We start from the raw sequence: 21,114 nt of genomic DNA on the forward strand, positions 1-21,114 counted from the left end.
CCTATGGGCGGAGCATTTCTTCAAGACGGGCGTCCTTGGCCCGCCACTGCTCTGCCAGCCAGTTCTTTACGTTACGCCTGTGCTCGGCGTCGGTTGAATAATCCCGCCCTTTCAGGTGCTCGGGAATGGTATGCGTGTGAATATCCATTCTCACTTCCTGCACCCGGCCACACATAAAATCCCAGAATGACGGCGCCCCGGCCGGATAAGCAATGGTTACATCCACCAGCGTCTCGATTGAATCGCCCATGGCATCGAGAACAAACGCTGCACCACCGGCTTTTGGCGTAAGCAGGTGGGTGTATGAAGATTTTTGCTTGTCGTGCTTGGCCTGAGTAAAACGTGTGCCCTCTACAAAATTCATCACGCTCACCGGCGTGTACCGGAACTTCTCACAGGCGCGGCGCGTGGCCTTCAGATCTTCCCCGCGTTTCTCCGGATGCTTCACCAGATATTCCCGGGTGTAACGCTTCATGAACGGAAAATCCAGTCCCCACCAGGCAAGTCCGATAACAGGCACCCAGATAAGTTGCTGCTTAAGGAAGAACTTGAGGAAAGGGGCCCGCCGGTTGAACACCCGCTGCATGGCAAAAATATCCACCCAGCTCTGGTGATTACTCAGCACCAGGTACCAACTTTCACGGCGCAGCTTTTCCGCCCCCGTAACCTGCCACCGGGTGCCGTGGGTCAGCTTCATCCAGCCGGTATTACACGCCACCCAGGATTCCGAAACCCAGATGATTGCCCGGGTACACAGCACCCGGAAGCCTTTGTGGGGAATGACTAGCTTCAAAAGTGCCGGTATGTACAGTAGCAGGCACCAGAAAAGCGTGTTGATGGCGAGCAGAATAGAGTTGAGCACGCCAATAAGGGGAGCGGGTAAGAAGCTGAGCATGTTGTTCCTGTTATGATTATTTCACCGATGGTACGCAATCATACCAATCAACCCCGGCGAAGGGCATCGGAATAAACAAAATGGTGTAAGCTGTTAATGCACATTGCTTTTACAACAAATGAAAGGAGCACGTTATGAGCACAGTCACACTCGATGGTAACCCTATTGAACTGGGTGGCACGTTCCCGCAGAACGGCGACACAGTTCCGGCTTTTACCCTCACCAACAGCAGTCTGGAAGAGGTAACGCTCGATAGCTGGGCCGGCAAACGTAAAATCCTGAACATCATTCCCAGTATCGACACAGGCGTCTGCGCCGCCTCAACCCGTAAGTTCAATGAAAAAGCCGGCGCTCTGGATAACACTGTCGTGTTGGTTATTTCCGCCGACCTGCCCTTTGCGGCGGCCAGGTTCTGTGGCGCTGAAGGACTGCAAAATGTTGTTACGCTCTCCACTTTCCGCAATACCGGTTTTCAGAAAGACTATGGCGTTGCTATTCAGGACGGCCCGCTGGCCGGCCTCTGTGGCCGTGCGGTCGTAGTTCTGGATGAAAACAACAAGGTTATCCACAGCCAGCTCGTCAGTGAAATCCACGACGAGCCAGACTATGATGCTGCCCTGAAAGCACTGTAAAAAACCATCAACCGGTTTCTGGCCCGGCGAGACAACATGCCTCCCGGGCCAGCTTCAAAAACTGTTAGACTCCTGCCTCCACACCTGAATCAAGGCGCAACCCCGGACCCGTGAGCAATCCCATCGAAAATACCAGCCTGGCCCGCCAGCTCTATGCCATGACCTGGCCCATGCTGTTTGGCGCACTCTCGCTGATGACCTTCCAGCTCGCAGACAGTGCCTTCATTGGTCAGCTTGGCCGGGACCCTCTGGCAGCGCTCGGTTTCACACTCCCGATGCAACAGCTCATCATCGGACTGCAGGTAGGGCTGGGCATTGCCACAACCGCGATTATTTCGCGCACTCTCGGTATCGGTGATCAGCTTCGGGCCTTCCGCCTCGGAGGCCTGGTTATTACGGTGGGCAGCACGCTGGTGTTCATACTCTGTGCTGCCCTGTGGCTATTACAAAGCCCTGTGATGCATGCTCTGGGGGCGGACGACTCACTGCTCCCTCTGGTTCGCAGTTACTGGGTGCCCTGGCTTCTCTCCGCATGGATCGGAGCCTTCCTTTACTTTGGCTATTCTATTTGCCGCTCCCATGGCGACACAAAACTGCCGGGTTATATGATGGTCGCCACCAGCCTCACCAACATTGCTCTGGACCCACTCTATATTTTTGTTTTTGGCTGGGGCCTGCCAGGTGCTGCCTGGGCTACCGTCACCTCGTTCGGAATCGGTTGTCTGGTTATTTACCGGAAGCTGCTCAAGCGCGGCTGGGCACGCTTTGACCTGCGACAGCTTGCCCTGGGCCGTGCTCTCAAGCAGCTCAACAGCATTATGGCGCCCGCTATGGTCAGTCAGCTTATGCCTCCGGTTTCCTCCATGCTGGCCACAGCTCTGGTTGCAGGTTTTGGCTCTGCTGCGGTGGCTGCCTGGGGACTGGGCACACGCCTGGAGTTCTTCTCCATCGTGGTTGTGTTGGCGCTCACCATGTCCCTGCCACCCATGATCGGACATATGTTGGGTGCGGGTGATATTGAAAAAATTCGCAAGCTGGTCCGGCTGGCCGTGCGCTTTGTGGTGGTCTGGCAGCTGGCAATCGGCCTGATCTGGCTGATTGCTTCAGGCGTGGTATCGGAGCTGTTCAGCAGTGACCAACAGGTTCAGGAGGTGCTGGCTGCCTACCTTGTTCGGGTGCCTCTCAGCTATAGTGGTCTGGGGGTGTGTATGCTTATGGTATCGGCCTGCAATGCACTTGGCCTTGCCATGAGGGCACTCCTGATATCAACATTGCGGTTGTTTCTGTGCTTTCTGCCCTTGCTCTGGCTGGGCAGCCAGATTAACGGGATTGACGGCCTGATGAGCGGTGCCCTGGTGGGCAACCTGTTTGCGGGCCTCATGGCCTACCGGTTTTACCGCCTGGGCATGGAGAAGCTTCGCGCGCCCGGATAACATTCAGATACAACATAGCCGGGTCAGCCTGTGCACGCCAGATTTGGCTTACGCAGATAAAGGTAAGTGGAGGTTATCGTTTTGGATAAAGAGAACCCTTTGAACATTCGCCCTGCAGCCACTCTGGCTTTGGTAAGAGATACCGCTGAGGGTATCGAAATACTGCTGCTGCAACGCACATGGGATGCAGTATTTCTGCCCGGCTATTTCGTTTTCCCTGGAGGCGCGGTGGATCAGGAAGAAGCCCGGGGACGCCAGCATGCCGCTGGCCTCAGAGATACCGAAATCAGCCATACCATGAGTCTGGGCGAAGGCGGTGTGGATTATATGCTGGCAGCCGTTCGTGAATGCTTTGAAGAAGCTGGCATCCTGGTAGCGGTTGATGCAGACAAACGCTCCATCAGCATAGACCACCCGGCCCATAATGAGCGCACCTCTGTATTCAAAGGCGAGGTGTCCCTGGCGGATCTGTGTGAGCGCCACCAGCTGACCATCCCTCTGGACAGACTGGCTTACCTGGCCCACTGGATAACACCTCCGGGCCCGCCCCGGCGCTTTGATACCCGCTTCTTTGTTACCCAGGCGCCCGAGAACCAGTTCGCTCACCATGACGGTGAGGAAACCATAGACCATATATGGATCAGCCCTGCGCAGGCACTTGAAGAGCACCGTTCGGGCGAGCGCCTGATGACGTTACCTACGGTAAAAACCCTGCGGGTGCTACGCGACTTCGACAATGTTGAGACCCTGATGCGCTATGCCTGGGCCAACCCACCCGAGCCCTACCCCAGCCAGCCCTGGCCGGCGATTCAACGGGGTAAACCCGTGCTGCTGGAACCCGGCTCGCCGGCATACGATGAAGCTGCCAAGCTCGACCCCGAGGCTGAGGGCACAACGAAAGCAGAAATCATTCCCGGTGAACCCGTTGAAGTTGCCGCTGGCGTCATTCGCCTTACAGCACCTAACCCCGGCGTGATGACAGGTCCGGGAACCAATACCTACATCCTGGGCCATGAGCGCTTTACCGTGCTGGACCCGGGCCCGGATCATAGCGGGCATATTGAACAGATCCTGGAGATCACACAAGGGAAAATTGATTCCGTGGTGGTCACTCACACCCACCTGGATCACTCACCTGGAACCCGGTCCCTGAAAGAAAAAACCGGGTGCAGGCTGTACGGCTGGCCTGCACCTGCTGGCGCTTCCCAGGACCAGATGTTTGTTCCGGATGAGCAGCCTGAGCACGGCAGCTTCATCAAAACCGATGCGGGGACACTGAAGACACTGTATACACCCGGGCATGCGTCCAACCATCTTTGCTTTTTGCTGATTGAGCAGGAGATGCTGTTTTCCGGGGACCACATCATGCAGGGCTCTACCGTGGTCATAAATCCGCCTGACGGCGATATGAAGGCGTATCTGGAATCGCTTTACAGCCTGTTGGCGGAGCCCATTCACTTCATTGCCCCTGCCCATGGTTTCCTCATGGGGCAGCCGGCAACCATCATTGATTACCTGATTACCCATCGCCTGGCACGAGAGCACAAAGTGGCGCAGGCACTGGATAAACTGGCCCCGGTTGACCTCAAAGATCTGACCCGCAAAGCCTATGGCGATGTGCCCACTGCGATTCACGGAGTCGCTGCCCGGTCAGCACTGGCACACCTGCTTAAGCTCGAAGCGGATGGCCGGGCCGTACAGAAAAACAGCCTCTGGCATGCCACGCCGGATACCTGAACCATTTGCGCCGGCAGAGACTGCCCCGTCTGCCGGCTTTTACCTACTTCTTCGCGATAATGTACACCGCGTGCACTATGCCGGGAATGTATCCGAGAATGGTCAGTAGTATGTTGATCCAGAAGTGTTTGCCAATCCCCACCTGCAAAAATACACCCAGGGGTGGTAACAAGATTGCAATCAGAATGCGTAAAAGGTCCATAGTGCTCCTTCCATCTGCCGGTTATAACGGATAAGGATTCTGTAACATTACCCTGTATGGCACCATTATTTATTACCACACTCTGAAAATGGCATTAAACCTTGGTTATTACCAGATTCAGAGCCCGAATTTCCCTTTATACTTACCGTTTTTCGATACTCTGTGAGGAATCATGCTGCTTTCCCGCTTGCAAAAGCCGGCCGGCCTTTCAGTCACTCTCTGTCTGTATCTGCTGGCTCTGCCTGCGAATGTACTGGCAGAGTCATCCGAGAACACACAACAGACGCAATCCTCCCGGGAAATTCTGCTGGCAGAACTGGCAGAGGACGAAAGCGTTCAGGATGTGGAGCAATCCGAGCCGCTGCAAGGCTCCCGCACGTCCGGGAAAAAAACCACTCCGGAAATTAAGAGCATACAGCCAGAGGCTGCGCCCACACCCAATAAAGTCGCACCGGACATTGATCTGAAAGAAGTGGCTCCGGCACCGGCTCCCGAGCCCCCGGCAGAGCCGGGCAGTGATAAGATTCCTGACTCCACGGCAACAGAGGCCCCGCCTGAAGAAGCGGCCCCGGAGCCGGAAAAAGCAGAGCCAGCCAGTGACCTGATTTTACTTGGCAATGAGGTTTTGCCCGGCACCTCCACGCGTCTGGCCTGGTCCCCCGGCATTCAGATTGCCGGCCTGTCACAGCCCACGCCGGTACTGGTCGTGAATGGCGCCAATACCGGACCGACCCTGTGCCTGACCAGCACCATTCATGGCGATGAACTCAACGGCATCGAAATTATCCGCCAGACACTCTACGACCTGGACCCTGCAAAGCTCAGTGGCAGTGTCATCGGTATTCCCATCGTGAACCTGTCGGGGTTCCAGCAGGGCAGCCGCTACCTGCCTGATCGTCGTGACCTGAACCGGTACTTCCCCGGCAACCCGAATGGCAGCCTGGCGGGTCGCATAGCGCACTCGCTTTTCACCAACATAATCCAGCATTGCGATATGCTGGTCGATATCCACACAGGCTCACTGAAGCGCACCAACCTGCCCCAGCTTCGTGCCGATATGAACAACCCTGCTGTGGCAGAGTTTACCCGCGGCTTTGACAGAATGGCCGTGGTGCATAGCAGTGGGTCGCCGGGAATGCTCCGCACGGCGGCGACCGATGCCGGCATCCGGGCAGTAACAATGGAAGCTGGCGAATCCCTGCGGGTACAGGAGCACCAGATTGATGCCGGGGTAAACAGCCTGGCCAGCCTGATGGAAAAGCAGGACATGGTTTCCCGCATGTTTGTGTGGGGCAATCCCGAACCCGTGTATTACGACTCAACCTGGGTAAGAGCCGACCATGGAGGTATCCTGTTCAGTGATGTAAAACTGGGCGCAAAAGTATCCCGGGGTCAGGTTCTTGGCTATGTTGCTGATCCGATCACCAATGCCCAGCACCCGATTCACGCCAGCAGCGATGGCCGGATCATCGGCATGGCAGTGGACCAGGTCGTGATGGCTGGCTTTGCCGCCTACCACATTGGCACAGAAGCAAAAATTCCGGGAGAATAGTATCCTTTGCGGACCCGATTTCTGTGCCACTGTTCTGATAAATACTTAAGGAGCCATCATGTTCAAGAAGACCTCTGCTCCCTCTCGCCTGGTGTGGGCTTTGCCATTGCTGGTTTTGGCGTTTATGGCACTCAGTTTGCCCGCGAGCGCCCAGAGTGAGGCGGAGCCGGAGCTTAAAACCCCGGACGCTATTAAAGAGGTAGAGATCAGCCCGGGCACTACCAGCAGTGGCGCGGCGGGCGCGGCTGGCAAAAGTGAATCCGGTGTCTGCGAGCGCCCGGAACAATGGCTTTATGCCCGGGCGTACGAACAAGGTGACATGGCATTTCACGGCAGCAAAGTCTGGAAAGCCATTAAAGACAACACAGGTGATATGCCAGGCATGAACGAGCCACCCAGCTGGGAGTTGGTGGATGGCCACTGTGCGGTTACCGGGCAATAACTCACCGCCTGGCGGGCAGGGCCGATTCAATGCGTTGCAGCACATCGGCCAGCACCGCTCTGGGGCACCCGATGTTCAGCCGCATAAAGCCACTGCCCTGCTCGCCAAACGACTGGCCCGGGTTCATGCCTACGCCCGCGTCCTGCACAAAAAAGTGCTTCAGAGCCGCATCATCCAGATGCAGTCCCCGGCAATCCAGCCATACCAGATAGGTGCCTTCCGGCGCCCGGGTCCGAATGCCTGGCAACCGGGCGTTAACAGTGTCCACCACAAAATCCCGGTTTTCCTGTAAATACGCCATCAGGCTATCCATCCAGGAGGCACCGTAGCGATAGCCGGCCTCGAAACCGGCAATGCTGAAGGGGTTACACTGCGGCAGGTGCATGGAATCAAAGACGGTTGCCATGGCCTGACGCTGCTCCGGGTCTGTTATTACCAGAGCAGAGAGCCCCAGCCCGGGTATGTTAAAGCTCTTGCTCGGTGCCACCGCCGTTATCAGCGCATCCTCCGGCCCGGCCAGGGTAGCCAGCATCCGGTGACGAGGCCCGTCCGGGAACGTGAGATCGCAGTGGATCTCATCGGAGATCACCGTCAACCCATGTCGGCGGGCAATACCCAGCACAGCCGTAAGCTCTTGCTCCGACCAGACCCGGCCCACGGGATTGTGCGGTGAGCACAACATCAGGACTTTAGCCTCCGGGCGCGCGGCGCAGACCTCCAGGTGTTCCAGGTCCATTCGATAATGGCCGGTCTCATCACTCACCAATGGATTTTCAATAACCGACCGGCCACTGAGTCGGACAGCACTGAAAAAGGGCGGGTACACGGGCGGCTGAACAATCACCCCCTCCCCCGGAGCCGCATAGGCCATACAGGCTGCGTGCAGGGATGGCACAACCCCTGGCGCCATCAATATCCACTCACGCTGAATGTCCCAGCCATGGCGTTCACGGAACCAGTCCATCATTGCCTGGAACAGACTCTCAGGAAACAACGTATAGCCATAAACCGGATGCGCGGCACGCTCTGAAAGCGCCCGGGTCACTGCCTCTGGTGCCGCAAAGTCCATGTCCGCCACCCACACAGGAACGACATCGTCGCGACCAAATACGGCTTTGCGAACGTCGTATTTTACCGAGCAGGTATGTTCGCGATTAATGGGCTGATCAAACGGGTTTGTCACTATAGAGCTCCATAACGGGGGTATAATCGGATGCGCCGGATTATTGTGGCCGGGTCTTGTTACCATCACAACCCAAGGGTTTATAAAAGGAAAACCGGATGTCTGAAACAGTTGCAGTGGTTAACGCTGCCCGCCCTAATTTTCTGATTCTTGCCCCCCTCTGCGTCGGACTGGGTGTGGCAGTGGCCTGGCAACAAGGTGAGGCTCCGGTGCTGATGGACACGCTGCTGGTCTTTATGGGTGCAGTGCTGGCCCATGCTGCGGTAAACCTGCTTAACGAGTATGAGGATTTTGTGTCAGGGCTGGATTTTCTGACAACGCGAACACCGTTTTCAGGTGGCAGCGGCGCTCTCCCAAACGTTCCAGGTGCCGCAAAACGTGTACTCGCAGCTGCCCTCGGCACTCTGAGCCTGGCTATCCTCATCGGAGTCTTCTTTCTCTGGCACCGGGGGCTTCCCATGCTGGTCCTGGGAGTCGCCGGCGTTGTACTGGTGCTTTCTTACACCCGCTGGATTACCCGCTTGCCCCTGCTGTGCCTGCTCGCTCCCGGCATTGGCTTCGGACCGGTGATGATCCTGGGCACGCTGGTGGCACTGGGCGCAAAGCTGGATGCCACCGCTGTTACCGTTTCCATGGTCAGCCTGCTGCTGGTAAGCGAGTTGTTGCTGATCAACCAGATACCGGACGCCGAAGCAGATCGCAAGGCGGGTCGCCGGCACCTGGTTATCACCCTTGGCGCCCCGGGGGCAACACGGCTGGTGTCGTTATTGTTCCTGTTAGCCTATACCGTTCTGATAACCGGCATACTTACCGGCTGGTTGCCACTGATGTCCGTGCTGTCACTGGCAACCGCGCCTTTTGCGTTCTGGCTTTGCTGGAAACTGCCCGCCGCTGTTTATCACCCAGATACACTCAATATGTTGCTGGGCACCAATGTAGCGATTCTGCTGGCAACCCTGGCCCTGCTTATTGCCGGCCTGAGCCTGTAAGCCGGAAGGCCGGCAATAAAACATGCCCCTTGCATGTACGTGGTTTTTGAACGAAGGTGAAAACAGATATTTTCTGATTTTACTCTCGATACGGAGGTCTGTTCATGAGCGTACTTTTTCTGCTCATCAGTGCCCTGATTCTGATCTATGTGGGCGTTGGGGGTACAACCGCGGCTGTGGTGATGTCCCTCGCCACCCTGGCTGGCGTGTTTCAGGATGAATGGCACCTTGCCAGTGTCCTGTTTGGCGGCCTTTTCCTGGCTCTGGCGCTGATTCTGGTTATTCCCAGCGACCTGCGCCTCGATAAATTCAGCCGTCCGTTACTGGGCTGGGTTCGCAGTCGCCTCCCCAGGCTCTCCTCCACCGAAGAGGAAGCCCTGAAGTCCGGCTCCGTCGACTGGGACGGTGAGCTTTTCTCCGGTAAACCGCAATGGTCAAAACTTCTGGATGCCCGGCCGGCCCACCTGAGCAGTGAGGAGCAGGCGTTTCTTGACGGTCCAGTGGAAGAGTTGTGCGCCATGCTCGATGACTGGAAGATCACCCACGAGCATTACGACCTGCCCGAGAAAGCCTGGAAGTTTATCCGTGACAATGGTTTTTTCGGGCTGGTGATCCCGAAAGAAGACGGCGGCCTGGGTTTCTCCAACACTGCTCACTCAGAAATCGTCATGAAGATCTCCACCCGCAGCGTGTCGGCAGCGGTCACCGTGATGGTCCCCAACTCCCTCGGTCCGGGTGAGTTGCTGATGCACTACGGCACCGACGAGCAGAAAAAACACTACCTGCCAAGATTATCCGGTGGTGAGGAGATACCCTGCTTTGCCCTCACCTCGCCTGTTGCGGGTTCCGATGCGGGCGCCATTCCAGACAAGGGCATTGTTTGCAAAGGCCAATGGAACGGCGAAGAAGTTCTGGGCCTGAAAGTGACCTGGAACAAACGCTATATCACCCTGGCCCCGGTGGCGACACTGATTGGCCTGGCCATCAAAGTCTATGACCCGGAAAGCCTTCTGGGCGATAACGCCGATATTGGTGTGACCTGTGTTCTGGTTCCACGTGAAACCGAGGGCGTGCATGCCGGCGCAAGGCATCTGCCCATGAACACCGTGTTCATGAATGGCCCCACCTGGGGCGATGAGGTGTTCATCCCCATGGATCAGGTGATTGGTGGCCAGGAGATGCTTGGCAAAGGCTGGACCATGCTACTGGAGTGCCTGTCCATAGGGCGCTCTATTTCCCTGCCGGCACTGGGCACAGGTGCCGGTAAGGTGGCCAGCCTGGCCACCGGGTCCTACGCCTACACCCGGGAGCAATTTGGCCGATCCATCAGCCAGTTTGAAGGGGTACAGGAAGCTCTGGAGCCCATCGCCGGCTATACCTATATGATGGACGCCGCACGCCTGCTGACGTCCGGCATGCTCGACCGCGGCGTTCGGCCAGCGGTACCCTCGGCTTTACTGAAATACCGCAACACCGACCTGATGCGGGAAGTAATCAATCACGCTATGGATGTGGTGGCCGGCCGCGGTGTAATTACCGGCCCCCGTAACTTCATGGCCCGGGCCTATAACGCTGTTCCCATTGGAATCACGGTGGAAGGCGCAAACATCCTGACCCGCAGCCTGATGGTATTCGGCCAGGGTGCGATCCGCTGTCACCCGTTTATTGTGGAAGAGATTGCTGCCGCGGGTATGGAAGATGAAAACCAGGCCGCGAAGAAATTTGACGGCATCTTCTACAAGCATCTGGCTCACACCACACGCAACGCCCTACGGGCACTGGTTCTGGGCCTGACGGGCGGGCTGCCTGAGCCGGTTCCGGCCCGGGGCAACATCAAATCCTCTTACCGCCAGCTTGGCCGCTTCTCCGCCGCATTTGCGCTGATGACCGATGTAACCCTGCTCTCCGTCGGGGGTGGCCTCAAAGCCCGGCAACGCCTGTCCGGCCGTATGGCGGACAGTCTGGTGCACCTGTATTACGCCTCGGCAGTGATCAAGCAATGGCACGAAGAGGGCTACCCGGATAACCAGCGCCCAGTGGTCGAGTGGTGCCTGCAGTCCTGCCTGCGGGACCTGCAGCACTCCATGCGTGAAGCCATTATCAACTTCCCGGTGCGGGCCCTGCGCTGGCCACTGCGTTTGCTGGTGTTCCCGCTTGGCGCCACAGGTCTTAACGGCCCGGACGATAAACTGGGAGCTCGCGTTGCGACCAGCATTGTCGAAGACACACCGCTGCGCAAGCGCATCAGCCGTGGTGCCTACACCACCCAGGACCCGGACGACCCGCTTGGCCGGGTGCTGAACGCCTACAAGCTGGCCAACGAAACCGCCGATATGCGCAGCCGCCTGCACGATGCGGTTCGCAAACATGACGAAGACGATCTCGACGGGATTTCGCTACTGATGGGTCATGAGCGCAAAAAACTGGTGGACTGGGCCTGCGCAGAAGGCGTTGTGACGGCTGATGAGTGCGATAAGCTTGAGGAAGCACTCACGGCTCTGTACGACGTTATCCGGGTCGATGCCTTTGATGAAGAAGGCCTGAAAGCCCTGTCCCGATGCGCCAAGGGTAAACGCAAAGTGGTTGAACGCCCGGCAGACGAATAGCCGGGATCAACCCTGGTAGACCGGCCAGTGCTCTGTAATTTTGCCGTTACGCATAGCCAGTATATCGCCAAATTGCAGCAAAACCGACTCGCTTTGCTGAGGCCGCAGAAACACCTGGTCGCCTACCTCAAGCTCCACACCCGGCGAGGCGTTAACCAGCTCCTGGTTGGAGCTTCTGCCATACAGGCGGTTGCTCTGAAGCCCCTCTGGCGCAACAAAGTCCGCCAGCCAATGGCCACCGTAAATAAAGTAGCTGGCGCGCTGGTTGATATCCCACCACGAAAAAATCCGGGACTTGCTGTCGAGCGCGGGTAGGTTCACCGGCCCCGTGGATTTCAGCACCGGGCTGGCAATGAACGCTGCCGGAACATGATCATGCAATGACGGCAAATCAAAATCAGTAGGCATCACCATGGCGGACCCCACCGCCAGCTCCGTACTCAGGGATTCGTTTTCATGCAGCGGATAGCTGGGGCTGCCGGCAGTATTGAGTGCCAGACCCTCGCGCCAGAAGTCCGGATAGTGGCTTTTGGTAAAATCCACAAAGCCCTGGTAGCGGGCCATTACTTTTTCCAGAAGCGTTTCCGGCGAGCCAAGAACAGAAGGCAGTTCCATGCCTACAAACGGGTCGTAACCCATAAAGCCGGAGAACTCGAGATGCCCGGGATTATCGGCAATCAGTCTGAGCAAAGCATTCAAGGTATTGTTATCAGCGACACCCCCACGGTGCAGGCCGACATCCAGCTCGATGTTGATCCGGAACTTGCTGTTACGTGCCCGCGCGACCTGCAGATACTCATGCAACCGGTCGGGAGTATCGATCAGCCACTGGATACGCGGTGTGGGATCCGCCTGCCCTTGATGCTGCTGGTAAAACACCTCCACTGATCGCGCAGGCAGCGGCTTACCCAGCAATATGTCGGCTTGCGGAAAATATTTGGCGGTCTGGTTCAGGAAGGGTTGATGGAATGACATCAGCTTATGGGTGCCTGTGCGGCTCGCGATATACTGCAGCAAGCCACGCACCGGCAACGATTTTTCAACCAGACGCAAGGCCTTGCCGCTGCGCTGCAGTGATGCTTTGATCACATCAATGTTATGATCCAGCCGGTTCAGGTCCACCAGCAAGACAGGCTTCATAGGCCCCGCGCGTTTCAGCTCTGCATTCAGGGCCTCAAAGTAAGCCGTGTATGGCTTACCCCTGTCCGCCGGCCGAAGCCAGGCAGCTCCGGTCAGTAATGCCGCGCCCCCCAGCACTCCCGTGAAAAGAAACCCTCGGCGATTCACGATCCTGCCTCCTTTACGCATCCAGAATTGAGCGCAAATGCGCATTCAGAAATCGGCCCTGCGGGTCCAGTTCCTGCCGTATTCCGATGAACTCACGCCACTGGGGGTACAACTGCTCCAGGTGTCGTGCGTTCAGGGTATGCAACTTCCCCCAGTGGGGCCGGCCATTGTACTTCCAGAATATTGGCTCTATGGCGGCAAAAAGATTGTGATGGTCCATCTGGTAATGCTGATGCACAGAGATAGCACAACTGTCACGCCCCTGGAACATGCTTAACGGCACGTCGTCTGCCTGCACATAGCGATACTCCAGAGGAAACCAGGTAGGCAAGTCATTCCGCTCAATCAGCTGCAGTATCTCCCGCAAGCAATCCGGCCCCTGCTCGGCGGGCACTGCGTATTCCATTTCGTTAAACCGCACAGAGCGCACATTGGAGTAGATCTCATAGGATTCACCAATACGCTCTTCAAACGTCGCAAAGTGGCGCAGGTTATTCAGTAAAAACCGCCGGGCTGCCGGAAAATCACTGCCGTACTTGTCCAGCTTTTCCAACAGGCTGACAAACTCGTTACCCCCACTTTCGGCCTTGTTTAACGGAGGTGTCGACGGCTCATCGGTTTCATTCAGGGCGATGGCCAGGGCGTAGTCCGAGTGGGTAATCACCAGCATTTCCCAGTGTTCGTTTTCGGCAACGTGTTTATCAATATCAGCGAGCAGGTCTTCCGTTCTGGCTACCCACAGGGTCTCGCGCAAACGATACCTGGGCCGGTTCTGCAGGGTCAGCCGGGTCATTACCCCCAATGCGCCCATGGACACCCGGGCGGCGTTGAAAACTTCCGGATTCCGGGTGGCATCACAGTCCAGGACCTCACCGCCGGCAGTCACCAGCTGCAAGCCGGTGATGTAGCTGGAGTAGGAGCCATAGCGGATGCCAGTGCCATGGGTAGAGGTGGCGACGGCTCCGCCCAGGGTCTGGTGGTCAATATCGGCCATATTGATAAACCCCTGGCCGACTTCCTTCAATGCCATGCCCATAAGCGCCATGGAGGTACCGGCACCAAATTCTGCCTGATGAGTGTCCGGATTGTGGCTCAGCAAACCACTGAAATGTCCGAGGGACAACAGCGTGTCATCGGTGGGTACCAGCGGGCTGAACGAGTGCCCGGCGCCCACCGGGCGGATGGTACCGCTGCCCTGCCTGATCCGGTCTACCAGCTCTTGCAGACTTTTTGGCGTGATCCGGTTTTCCGGCAGGCACGTCTGCACACCTGACCAGTTGCGCCAGGGGTTCATTCGTTCCGGATTAAGCGCCTGTGCAAACGCTGCATGACTGCCAAGTACGCCCAAAGCACCCAGGGCGCCGGAAAACTGCAGAAACTGACGGCGATTAAACGACATGGAAGGTTCCCTGCTTACTGTACCTGTGCACCAGGCCGGTTATAATATTGTTGTTGTTATAAGCATACCTGCTACATTGCCGCTCGCCGAGAGTACTACTGCTCAAAAATACGCTTGCCTCACGAGGCACGGCCTTGCCTGTCGGTTCCCGACACATACGCAGGAATATCGATTTCTCGGAAACGAACTGGCAAATAGACTACCGCTACTGCACGCTGGCCTCCCGTCTGGCGACTTATTTTACTCACACTTGGCTATCAGGAAGGAAAACATGGCAGGCAAAACCGTAAACAGCGCCATTCTTTTGCTTGTATTAGGTAACGCCATGGCGCTGATATCGGATGTTTTTATCAAGGTTATGGAACCTGGTGCTCCGATTTTCCAGTTTGCGTTTCTGCGGTGCCTGATCACACTCCTGTTTCTGATACCTCTGGCTCGCAAGATCGATCGCACCGACCTGTTTGGCGGGCTGGTTGTGCACACAATGCGGGCGCACATCCACCTGGCAGGCCTGTTGTGCATGATTATCGCCTTGCAGCACCTGCCATTAGCTACAGCCAACGCTGTGTTTTATGCGGCACCCATTCTGGTTATGGTGTTTTCAGTATTTCTGTTCGGGGAAAGGCTCGCACCACTGAGCGTACTGGCCGTGTTCAGCGGTTTTGCCGGCATTCTGGTTATTTTACGCCCTGTTGACTTTAACTGGGCTGCCATTGCAGCCTTAGGGTCAGCCCTGTCCCTGTCGATAAACGCAGTGCTGGTACGCAAACTGCCCAAAAAGCAGACCACGGTACACAAGCTGTTTCTTAACTACCTGCTGGTCATTCCGGCCTCGGCCTTGCTGGCGGCGTGGGAGTGGCAACAAGGCGCCTCCTGGCATCCGGAAATCCTGCTTACAGCCGCCGCTTCTGCGTTTTTTATTCTCGGCTACAACATGACCGTGCTTCTGGCTTACCGCCAGGTCGATGCCAACCTGGTGACCAGTGCAGAGTACACCGGCCTGATCTGGGCGGTGGCGATCGGCTGGATCTGGTTCGACGAAGTGCCAGACTGGTGGTTCCTGGTGGGCAGCCTGATGGTCATCGTGCCGCTGGTATTGATTGGTCTGAATCAGCGCAGGAGATCACCGCCGCGAGGTTTTAATCCCGCCACCCGTAAACAACGTTAGGAAGCCTGTTTCAGACGCTGGATACGATCGTGGGCGAGGGGCCTGCCAAAACACGCTCCTTGCGGCACATCCATGTGACGCTTGAGCTCCGCCCCTCAGCGCTTATTGCTCCTGCGTCGCACTGAGGGTCCTGGGCAAGCCGTCCTTGGCTTGCCCGTGAAGTGCTTCGCACTCCACCCATGGCTCCGCACAGTTTTGGCAGGCCCCTCGCCCACGATCGTTCATCACGCTTCTGCCTTCAGGCAGGCCTCTACAGAGAACGTATGGGTACATTCAGCGCCCAGTGCCCGCAAAGAATCGGCCAGTCTGAGCAGGTATTCGGAGTTGGCACCGCTAGGGCCTGTGGCGGTTGCAATCTGGCGGGCAATAGCTGCATCCGGCGCCCGGCCCAGAAAAGCTTCGTTATCCTCGGTGGCAATGTAAACCAGCCCCTCAGCCTCACTGCCATCATCAAAAGTCAGAGTTGTGGTAAATCTCAGGTAGCCATTCTTTTCCCGCACATCCAGATGCTCAAACACATTCGGTGATACCCGATACGCCATCCCCTTGCAGATAGCTCCAGGCTGCTCAATCAGCGTAACCACCCGGCCCGGCGCCTCTGGTGTGCCCCGATGATCGTGGGACCCCTGCCAGAACCGGCGTGTCCAGCCCTGTATTGAGGCGGGTTTCTGCTCCAGATAGGGAAAATCCACCTTGTAGATCAATGAGCCGTAACCGAACAGCCAGATGGACTCAACTCCGGAAAAGTCATGGCGACGCCGATTATGTTCAACCGTATTGCTGGACACTGCTCCCTCCTCAGACATGGACAATCATTGTAAGCATACCGTTTGTTTTCAACGGCATCCGTACGCAACAGGCCCTATCTGGTAACATCACCATAAGTCTTAGTCATAAGTACCTATACTTATGTTATAGTTACTTGAAACAACCCGTCATAAACAATTTTATTAATCGGAGCCAGCATGACGACTGTACCCCGTGTTCTTTGTCCCAGCCTGCGTAAACGTATTATGAGTGCCAAAGATGCTGCTGCGCTGATTCCATCCGGCGTTAATGTGGGCATGAGCGGTTTTACGGGGGCCGGTTATCCGAAAGCGGTTCCACAAGCGCTTGCGGAGCATATCCGTGAGCAAAAAACACAGGGCGAGAACTATCGGATCAGTGTCTGGACCGGCGCCTCAACGGCTCCGGAACTGGATGGCGCCCTGGCGGAAGTAGACGGTATCGAGATGCGCCTGCCGTATCAGAGCGACCCCGTCTGTCGCCAGAAAATCAATGACGGCAAAATGGAATACATTGATATCCATTTGTCCCATGTGGCTCAACATGCCTGGTCCGGTTTTTTTGGCAAACTGGACATTGCCATTATTGAGGTTTCGGGCATCACCGAAGACGGGCGTCTGATACCTTCTTCGTCTATCGGCAACAACAAAACCTGGATTGACCAGGCAGATAAAGTCATTCTGGAAGTAAACTATGCCCAGAGCGCGGGTCTGGAAGGCATGCACGATGTGTACTACGGCACTGCCCTGCCCCCGCGCCGTAAGCCGATTGATATCACACGACCGGATGAACGCTTTGGCGAAAAATACCTCATGTGCGCGCCGGAGAAAGTCATTGCCGTGGTGGAAACCAACGCTCCGGACCGTAACTCCCGGTTCAGCGACCCTGACGAAAACTCCTGCCGGATCGCCAGCCACCTGCTGGACTTCTACACCACGGAAGTTGAAAACAAGCGCCTGCCGGCCAACCTGCTGCCACTTCAGTCTGGTGTGGGCAACATTGCCAATGCCGTTATGGCCGGGCTCAACGAAGGGCCTTTCAACAACATGACGGCTTACACCGAAGTGCTCCAGGATGGCATGCTGGCGATGCTGAAGTCGGGCAAACTGGCCAAGGCCTCAGCCACGGCATTCTCGCTCAGCCCGGAAGCAAACAAGGACCTGGCCGAGAATATCGATTTTTACCGGGAGCGTATCATTCTGCGCACCCAGGAAATGAGCAACCACCCGGAAATTATCCGCCGCCTGGGTGTTATTGCCATGAACGGCATGATTGAAGCCGACATCTACGGTAACGTGAACTCCACACATGTCATGGGCTCACGCATCATGAACGGCATTGGCGGCTCCGGTGACTTTGCCCGCAACGGTTACCTGTCGGTCTTCATGACACCGTCCACAGCCAAAAACGGCGCGATCTCCACCATCGTGCCCATGGTTTCCCATGTAGACCATACCGAACACGACGTACAGGTTATTGTTACCGAGCAGGGTCTGGCAGACCTTCGTGGCCTGTCACCCCGCCAGCGCGCCCTCAACATCATTGAAAAGTGCGCCCACCCTGACTTCCGGCCACAGCTACGCGATTACTTCGAGCGTGCCTGTGCTGCCCGCCGGGGCATGCACACGCCGCACCTGCTGGGCGAAGCACTGAGCTGGCATCAGCGTTATGAGGAAACCGGACAAATGTAAAAAACCTGAGCAAAGTCTTCAGTTTGCACTAGGATGTAGATAACACTCATCTGTTTGGCAGGTTCTTACTGAAGGCGTTTGCATTATGAAGATCGGTATTCCCAAAGAGATCTACGAAGACGAGCAGCGGGTCGCCGCCACTCCGCCATCGGTACACAAACTGGTGGCTCTGGGCTACGACGTTGTGGTTGAAACCGGTGCGGGCGAGGCGGCCCATTATCGCGACGAAGCCTATGAAGCCGCCGGCGCTGTCATTGCCGCAGACTCCCGCTCGCTCTGGAGCGACGCGGATTTTATCCTGAAGGTTCGTGCCCCCATGCAGAACCCGGCGCTGGGCACCCACGAAGCCGAGCTGATGAAAGAAGGCGCCTTCCTCGCCAGTTATATCTGGCCGGCTCAGAACCCGGAGCTGCTGAAGCAGCTCGCTGCCCGCAAAATCACTACGTTTGCCATCGACAGCCTGCCCCGGATCAGCCGTGCCCAGAAAATGGATGCTCTGAGCGCCATGGCCAACATTGCCGGGTATCGGGCGGTGGTGGAAGCCGCCAATCATTTCGGGCGTTTTTTCACCGGCCAGGTAACGGCGGCCGGCAAGGTGCCGCCAGCGAAGGTGATGGTGATCGGTGCCGGTGTTGCCGGCCTGGCAGCCGTGGGCGCCGCCAATAGCCTCGGGGCGATTGTGCGGGCGTTTGATACCCGACTGGAAGTGAAAGAACAGATTGAGAGCATGGGCGCGGAGTTTCTGCAGCTGGACTTCGGTGACGAAGAAGGCAGCGGCACCGGCGGCTACGCCAAACAGATGAGCGACGAGTTCATCAAGGCGGAGATGGCGCTGTTTGCCGAGCAGGCCCTGGAAGTCGACATAATCATCACCACCGCGCTGATTCCCGGCAAGCCGGCGCCGAAACTGATCACTGCGGACATGGTGAAATCCATGAAGCCCGGCAGTGTGATTGTGGATCTGGCCTCGGAACGAGGCGGCAACTGCGAACTTACCGAACCGGGCAGGATTGTTGAACACCATGACGTCACACTGATCGGCTATACAGACCTCCCCAGCCGCATGGCCAAGGTGGCCAGTGATCTCTACGCCACCAACCTGTTCCATCTGGTAACCGAACTGACACCGGAAAAAGACGGCCAGCCCCTGGTAAACATGGACGACGACGTCATCCGCGGCTTGACGGTGGTACTGGACCAGGACATTACCTGGCCACCCCCGCAACCGGAAACGCCGGTGAGCCCCAAACCGGCACCGGGCACAGAAGAACCCTCTGCAAAACAGAAAGCGGCAGCCCGCAAGAAAACAGAACGGCGCAGCCTAATCGGCAAAGCCGCCCTGCTGATTGTAACGGTAGCGGCACTCTACGGCGTGGGAGCCCATGCACCGGAGAGCTTTTTGCGCCACTTTACCGTGTTTGTGCTGGCCTGTTTTATTGGCTGGCAGGTGGTGTGGAATGTGACAGCCGCCCTGCACACACCCTTAATGAGTGTGACCAACGCCATTAGCGGCATCATTGTGATTGGTGCCATTCTGCATCTTGCCCAGACAGAACACCTTGTAGTGGGGATTCTGGCGTTTGTGGCGGTGCTGATTGCCAGCATCAACGTTGGGGGTGGCTTCCGGGTTACCCATCGCATGCTCAAAATGTTTCGCAAATAAGGGGTGACCGCCATGAGTACAGGACTCGTCAGTGTGGCCTATGTGGTCGCCAGCATATTGTTTATTCTCAGCCTCGGTGGCCTGAGCCACCAGGAATCTGCGCGCAGGGGCAACCTTTACGGAATTGCCGGTATTTTCATTGCGCTGCTCGCCACCATCGCCAGCGTCAGTGACAGCGGGCTTGTTGCCATTATCATTGCCGTACTGGTCGGTGCGGGTATCGGCATTGCCATCGCAAACCGGGTGGAAATGACCCAGATGCCCCAACTGGTGGCACTGCTGCACAGCTTTGTGGGCATGGCTGCTGTGCTGGTGGGTTTTTCCGGCTATATCGAACCCCTGGCTCCTACCACAGGCGCCGAGCACACCATCAAACTGGTGGAAGTGTTTGTGGGTATCTTTATCGGTGCGATCACATTTACCGGTTCGCTGGTGGCCTGCGGCAAGCTCGATGGCCGGATCGACAGCCAGGCGCTTACCCTGCCCGGCCGGCATCTGATGAACCTGGCAGCACTGGCGATCTCAGTGCTCCTGGGTTACTGGTTCCTGAGCACTGACAGCATGGCTCTGGGCCTGCTCGCCCTGATTATCATGACGCTGATTGCCAGCGTACTCGGTATCCACCTGATCATGGCCATCGGCGGCGCCGACATGCCGGTCGTGGTATCCATGCTTAACAGCTACTCGGGGTGGGCTGCGGCCTCCATTGGCTTCATGCTGGGCAATGATTTGCTGATTGTCACGGGCGCCCTGGTAGGCAGCAGCGGTGCCATCCTCAGCTACATCATGTGCAAAGCCATGAACCGCTCGTTTATCAGTGTGATCCTCGGTGGCTTTGGTCAGACCAGCAGCAGTTCCGCCGCTGCAGACCCCGGCCAGACCGCCATCGAAACCAGCATAGACGAAGTCTGTGAAGAGCTGCACAACGCCGATTCGGTCATTGTTGTGCCCGGGTATGGCATGGCAGTTGCCCAGGCGCAAAGTGGTGTCAGCGACATCACCAAACTGCTCAGGGAACGGGGGGTGAATGTGCGCTTTGGCATTCATCCGGTGGCTGGCCGCTTGCCTGGTCACATGAACGTACTGCTGGCAGAAGCCCATGTACCCTACGACATAGTGCTGGAAATGGATGAAATCAACGCCGACTTCCCCGAGACGGATGTGGTCCTGGTGATCGGCGCCAACGATACCGTCAACCCTGCTGCTGCAGAAGATCCGGGCAGCCCCATCGCCGGCATGCCGGTGCTTGAAGTGTGGAAAGCGCGGCAGGTCGTGATCCTGAAACGGGGTATGGCCACCGGTTATTCCGGTGTGGAAAACCCGCTGTTCTTCAAAGACAACGCCCGCATGCTGTTTGGCGATGCCAAGGACAGCATCGACGCGTTGGTGAGCGGTTTACGGAGCTAACGCTCCGCGAAGGCCATTGCGATACCCGGAATGCCCGGGTAT

17 protein-coding genes are annotated in these 21,114 nt (G+C 57.0%); 11 read left to right on the forward strand and 6 right to left on the reverse strand.

Going from position 1 to position 21,114, the window contains the following annotated elements; genetic code table 11:
• Position 1: 1 nt before the first annotated feature.
• A complete protein-coding gene (locus tag FFI95_RS02520) occupies positions 2 to 895 on the reverse strand; it encodes an acyltransferase (RefSeq protein WP_144820808.1) in 894 nt (297 codons plus the stop codon).
• A 134-nt stretch (positions 896 to 1,029) separates the two neighbouring features.
• On the opposite strand from FFI95_RS02520, the gene tpx reads away from it, so the two are divergent.
• The 3 genes from tpx (at position 1,030) to FFI95_RS02535 (ending at position 4,697) form a co-directional block, all read left to right on the forward strand.
• Positions 1,030 to 1,527 carry a thiol peroxidase gene (tpx, locus tag FFI95_RS02525; protein ID WP_144820810.1) on the forward strand — a complete coding sequence of 166 codons (498 nt, stop codon included), beginning with the start codon at positions 1,030 to 1,032 and terminating at the stop codon, positions 1,525 to 1,527.
• A gap of 158 nt (positions 1,528 to 1,685) precedes the next feature.
• Positions 1,686 to 2,960, forward strand: a complete 1,275-nt coding sequence (locus FFI95_RS02530) for an MATE family efflux transporter (RefSeq protein WP_144821425.1) — start codon at positions 1,686 to 1,688, stop codon at positions 2,958 to 2,960.
• Positions 2,961 to 3,059: 99 nt separating this feature from the next.
• On the forward strand, positions 3,060 to 4,697 hold the full coding sequence (locus FFI95_RS02535) for an MBL fold metallo-hydrolase (protein ID WP_144821426.1): 1,638 nt from the start codon (positions 3,060 to 3,062) through the stop codon (positions 4,695 to 4,697).
• A 43-nt stretch (positions 4,698 to 4,740) separates the two neighbouring features.
• On the opposite strand, the gene FFI95_RS02540 is transcribed toward FFI95_RS02535, so the two are convergent.
• Complete coding sequence (locus FFI95_RS02540) at positions 4,741 to 4,899, reverse strand: YqaE/Pmp3 family membrane protein (protein ID WP_048496762.1); 159 nt, start codon at positions 4,897 to 4,899, stop codon at positions 4,741 to 4,743.
• Between the two features lie 172 nt (positions 4,900 to 5,071).
• Between FFI95_RS02540 and FFI95_RS02545 the strand changes: the two genes are divergently transcribed.
• A complete protein-coding gene (locus FFI95_RS02545; protein ID WP_144820812.1) occupies positions 5,072 to 6,451 on the forward strand; it encodes a succinylglutamate desuccinylase/aspartoacylase family protein in 1,380 nt (459 codons plus the stop codon).
• Between the two features lie 58 nt (positions 6,452 to 6,509).
• On the forward strand, positions 6,510 to 6,893 hold the full coding sequence (locus FFI95_RS02550) for a hypothetical protein (RefSeq protein WP_144820814.1): 384 nt from the start codon (positions 6,510 to 6,512) through the stop codon (positions 6,891 to 6,893).
• Between the two features lies 1 nt (position 6,894).
• On the opposite strand, the gene FFI95_RS02555 is transcribed toward FFI95_RS02550, so the two are convergent.
• Positions 6,895 to 8,076: a MalY/PatB family protein gene (locus tag FFI95_RS02555; RefSeq protein ID WP_425463050.1), complete on the reverse strand. Its 1,182-nt coding sequence runs from the start codon at positions 8,074 to 8,076 to the stop codon at positions 6,895 to 6,897.
• Positions 8,077 to 8,174: 98 nt separating this feature from the next.
• On the opposite strand from FFI95_RS02555, the gene FFI95_RS02560 reads away from it, so the two are divergent.
• Both FFI95_RS02560 and FFI95_RS02565 read left to right on the forward strand, forming a co-directional pair.
• Complete coding sequence (locus FFI95_RS02560) at positions 8,175 to 9,065, forward strand: prenyltransferase (protein WP_144820816.1); 891 nt, start codon at positions 8,175 to 8,177, stop codon at positions 9,063 to 9,065.
• 104 nt (positions 9,066 to 9,169) lie between these two features.
• Positions 9,170 to 11,671: an acyl-CoA dehydrogenase gene (locus FFI95_RS02565; RefSeq protein WP_144820818.1), complete on the forward strand. Its 2,502-nt coding sequence runs from the start codon at positions 9,170 to 9,172 to the stop codon at positions 11,669 to 11,671.
• 6 nt (positions 11,672 to 11,677) lie between these two features.
• On the opposite strand, the gene FFI95_RS02570 is transcribed toward FFI95_RS02565, so the two are convergent.
• Positions 11,678 to 12,958, reverse strand: coding sequence for a DSD1 family PLP-dependent enzyme (locus FFI95_RS02570; RefSeq protein ID WP_144820820.1), 1,281 nt, complete (start codon positions 12,956 to 12,958; stop codon positions 11,678 to 11,680).
• Positions 12,959 to 12,971: 13 nt separating this feature from the next.
• Entirely contained in the window at positions 12,972 to 14,357 is a 1,386-nt protein-coding gene (locus FFI95_RS02575; protein ID WP_144820822.1) for a D-arabinono-1,4-lactone oxidase, read from the reverse strand.
• Between the two features lie 271 nt (positions 14,358 to 14,628).
• Here FFI95_RS02575 and FFI95_RS02580 point away from each other — a divergent pair, with 271 nt between their 5' ends.
• Positions 14,629 to 15,525, forward strand: a complete 897-nt coding sequence (locus tag FFI95_RS02580; RefSeq protein WP_144820824.1) for a DMT family transporter — start codon at positions 14,629 to 14,631, stop codon at positions 15,523 to 15,525.
• 224 nt (positions 15,526 to 15,749) lie between these two features.
• Here FFI95_RS02580 and FFI95_RS02585 read toward each other — a convergent pair whose 3' ends face one another.
• Positions 15,750 to 16,313 carry a gamma-glutamylcyclotransferase gene (locus FFI95_RS02585; RefSeq protein ID WP_144820826.1) on the reverse strand — a complete coding sequence of 188 codons (564 nt, stop codon included), beginning with the start codon at positions 16,311 to 16,313 and terminating at the stop codon, positions 15,750 to 15,752.
• Between the two features lie 177 nt (positions 16,314 to 16,490).
• Between FFI95_RS02585 and scpC the strand changes: the two genes are divergently transcribed.
• The 3 genes from scpC to pntB all read left to right on the forward strand — a co-directional run bounded on the left by scpC (position 16,491) and on the right by pntB (position 21,072).
• Positions 16,491 to 18,002: a succinyl-CoA:acetate CoA-transferase ScpC gene (gene scpC / locus FFI95_RS02590; RefSeq protein ID WP_144820827.1), complete on the forward strand. Its 1,512-nt coding sequence runs from the start codon at positions 16,491 to 16,493 to the stop codon at positions 18,000 to 18,002.
• Positions 18,003 to 18,087: 85 nt separating this feature from the next.
• Positions 18,088 to 19,665: a Re/Si-specific NAD(P)(+) transhydrogenase subunit alpha gene (locus FFI95_RS02595; RefSeq protein ID WP_144820829.1), complete on the forward strand. Its 1,578-nt coding sequence runs from the start codon at positions 18,088 to 18,090 to the stop codon at positions 19,663 to 19,665.
• Between the two features lie 12 nt (positions 19,666 to 19,677).
• Positions 19,678 to 21,072, forward strand: a complete 1,395-nt coding sequence (gene pntB, locus FFI95_RS02600) for a Re/Si-specific NAD(P)(+) transhydrogenase subunit beta (protein ID WP_144820830.1) — start codon at positions 19,678 to 19,680, stop codon at positions 21,070 to 21,072.
• Positions 21,073 to 21,114 lie beyond the last annotated feature (42 nt).

This window comes from Marinobacter piscis (assembly GCF_007671655.1).
Lineage (GTDB): Bacteria > Pseudomonadota > Gammaproteobacteria > Pseudomonadales > Oleiphilaceae > Marinobacter > Marinobacter piscensis.

Coding starts and splice junctions, on each gene's coding strand:
- FFI95_RS02520 (WP_144820808.1), bottom strand. CDS start 895: ATGCTCAGCTTCTTACCCGCTCCCCTTATTGGCGTGCTCAACTCTATT.
- tpx (WP_144820810.1), top strand. CDS start 1,030: ATGAGCACAGTCACACTCGATGGTAACCCTATTGAACTGGGTGGCACG.
- FFI95_RS02530 (WP_144821425.1), top strand. CDS start 1,686: ATGACCTGGCCCATGCTGTTTGGCGCACTCTCGCTGATGACCTTCCAG.
- FFI95_RS02540 (WP_048496762.1), bottom strand. CDS start 4,899: ATGGACCTTTTACGCATTCTGATTGCAATCTTGTTACCACCCCTGGGT.
- FFI95_RS02545 (WP_144820812.1), top strand. CDS start 5,072: ATGCTGCTTTCCCGCTTGCAAAAGCCGGCCGGCCTTTCAGTCACTCTC.
- FFI95_RS02550 (WP_144820814.1), top strand. CDS start 6,510: ATGTTCAAGAAGACCTCTGCTCCCTCTCGCCTGGTGTGGGCTTTGCCA.
- FFI95_RS02560 (WP_144820816.1), top strand. CDS start 8,175: ATGTCTGAAACAGTTGCAGTGGTTAACGCTGCCCGCCCTAATTTTCTG.
- FFI95_RS02565 (WP_144820818.1), top strand. CDS start 9,170: ATGAGCGTACTTTTTCTGCTCATCAGTGCCCTGATTCTGATCTATGTG.
- FFI95_RS02575 (WP_144820822.1), bottom strand. CDS start 14,357: ATGTCGTTTAATCGCCGTCAGTTTCTGCAGTTTTCCGGCGCCCTGGGT.
- FFI95_RS02580 (WP_144820824.1), top strand. CDS start 14,629: ATGGCAGGCAAAACCGTAAACAGCGCCATTCTTTTGCTTGTATTAGGT.
- scpC (WP_144820827.1), top strand. CDS start 16,491: ATGACGACTGTACCCCGTGTTCTTTGTCCCAGCCTGCGTAAACGTATT.
- FFI95_RS02595 (WP_144820829.1), top strand. CDS start 18,088: ATGAAGATCGGTATTCCCAAAGAGATCTACGAAGACGAGCAGCGGGTC.
- pntB (WP_144820830.1), top strand. CDS start 19,678: ATGAGTACAGGACTCGTCAGTGTGGCCTATGTGGTCGCCAGCATATTG.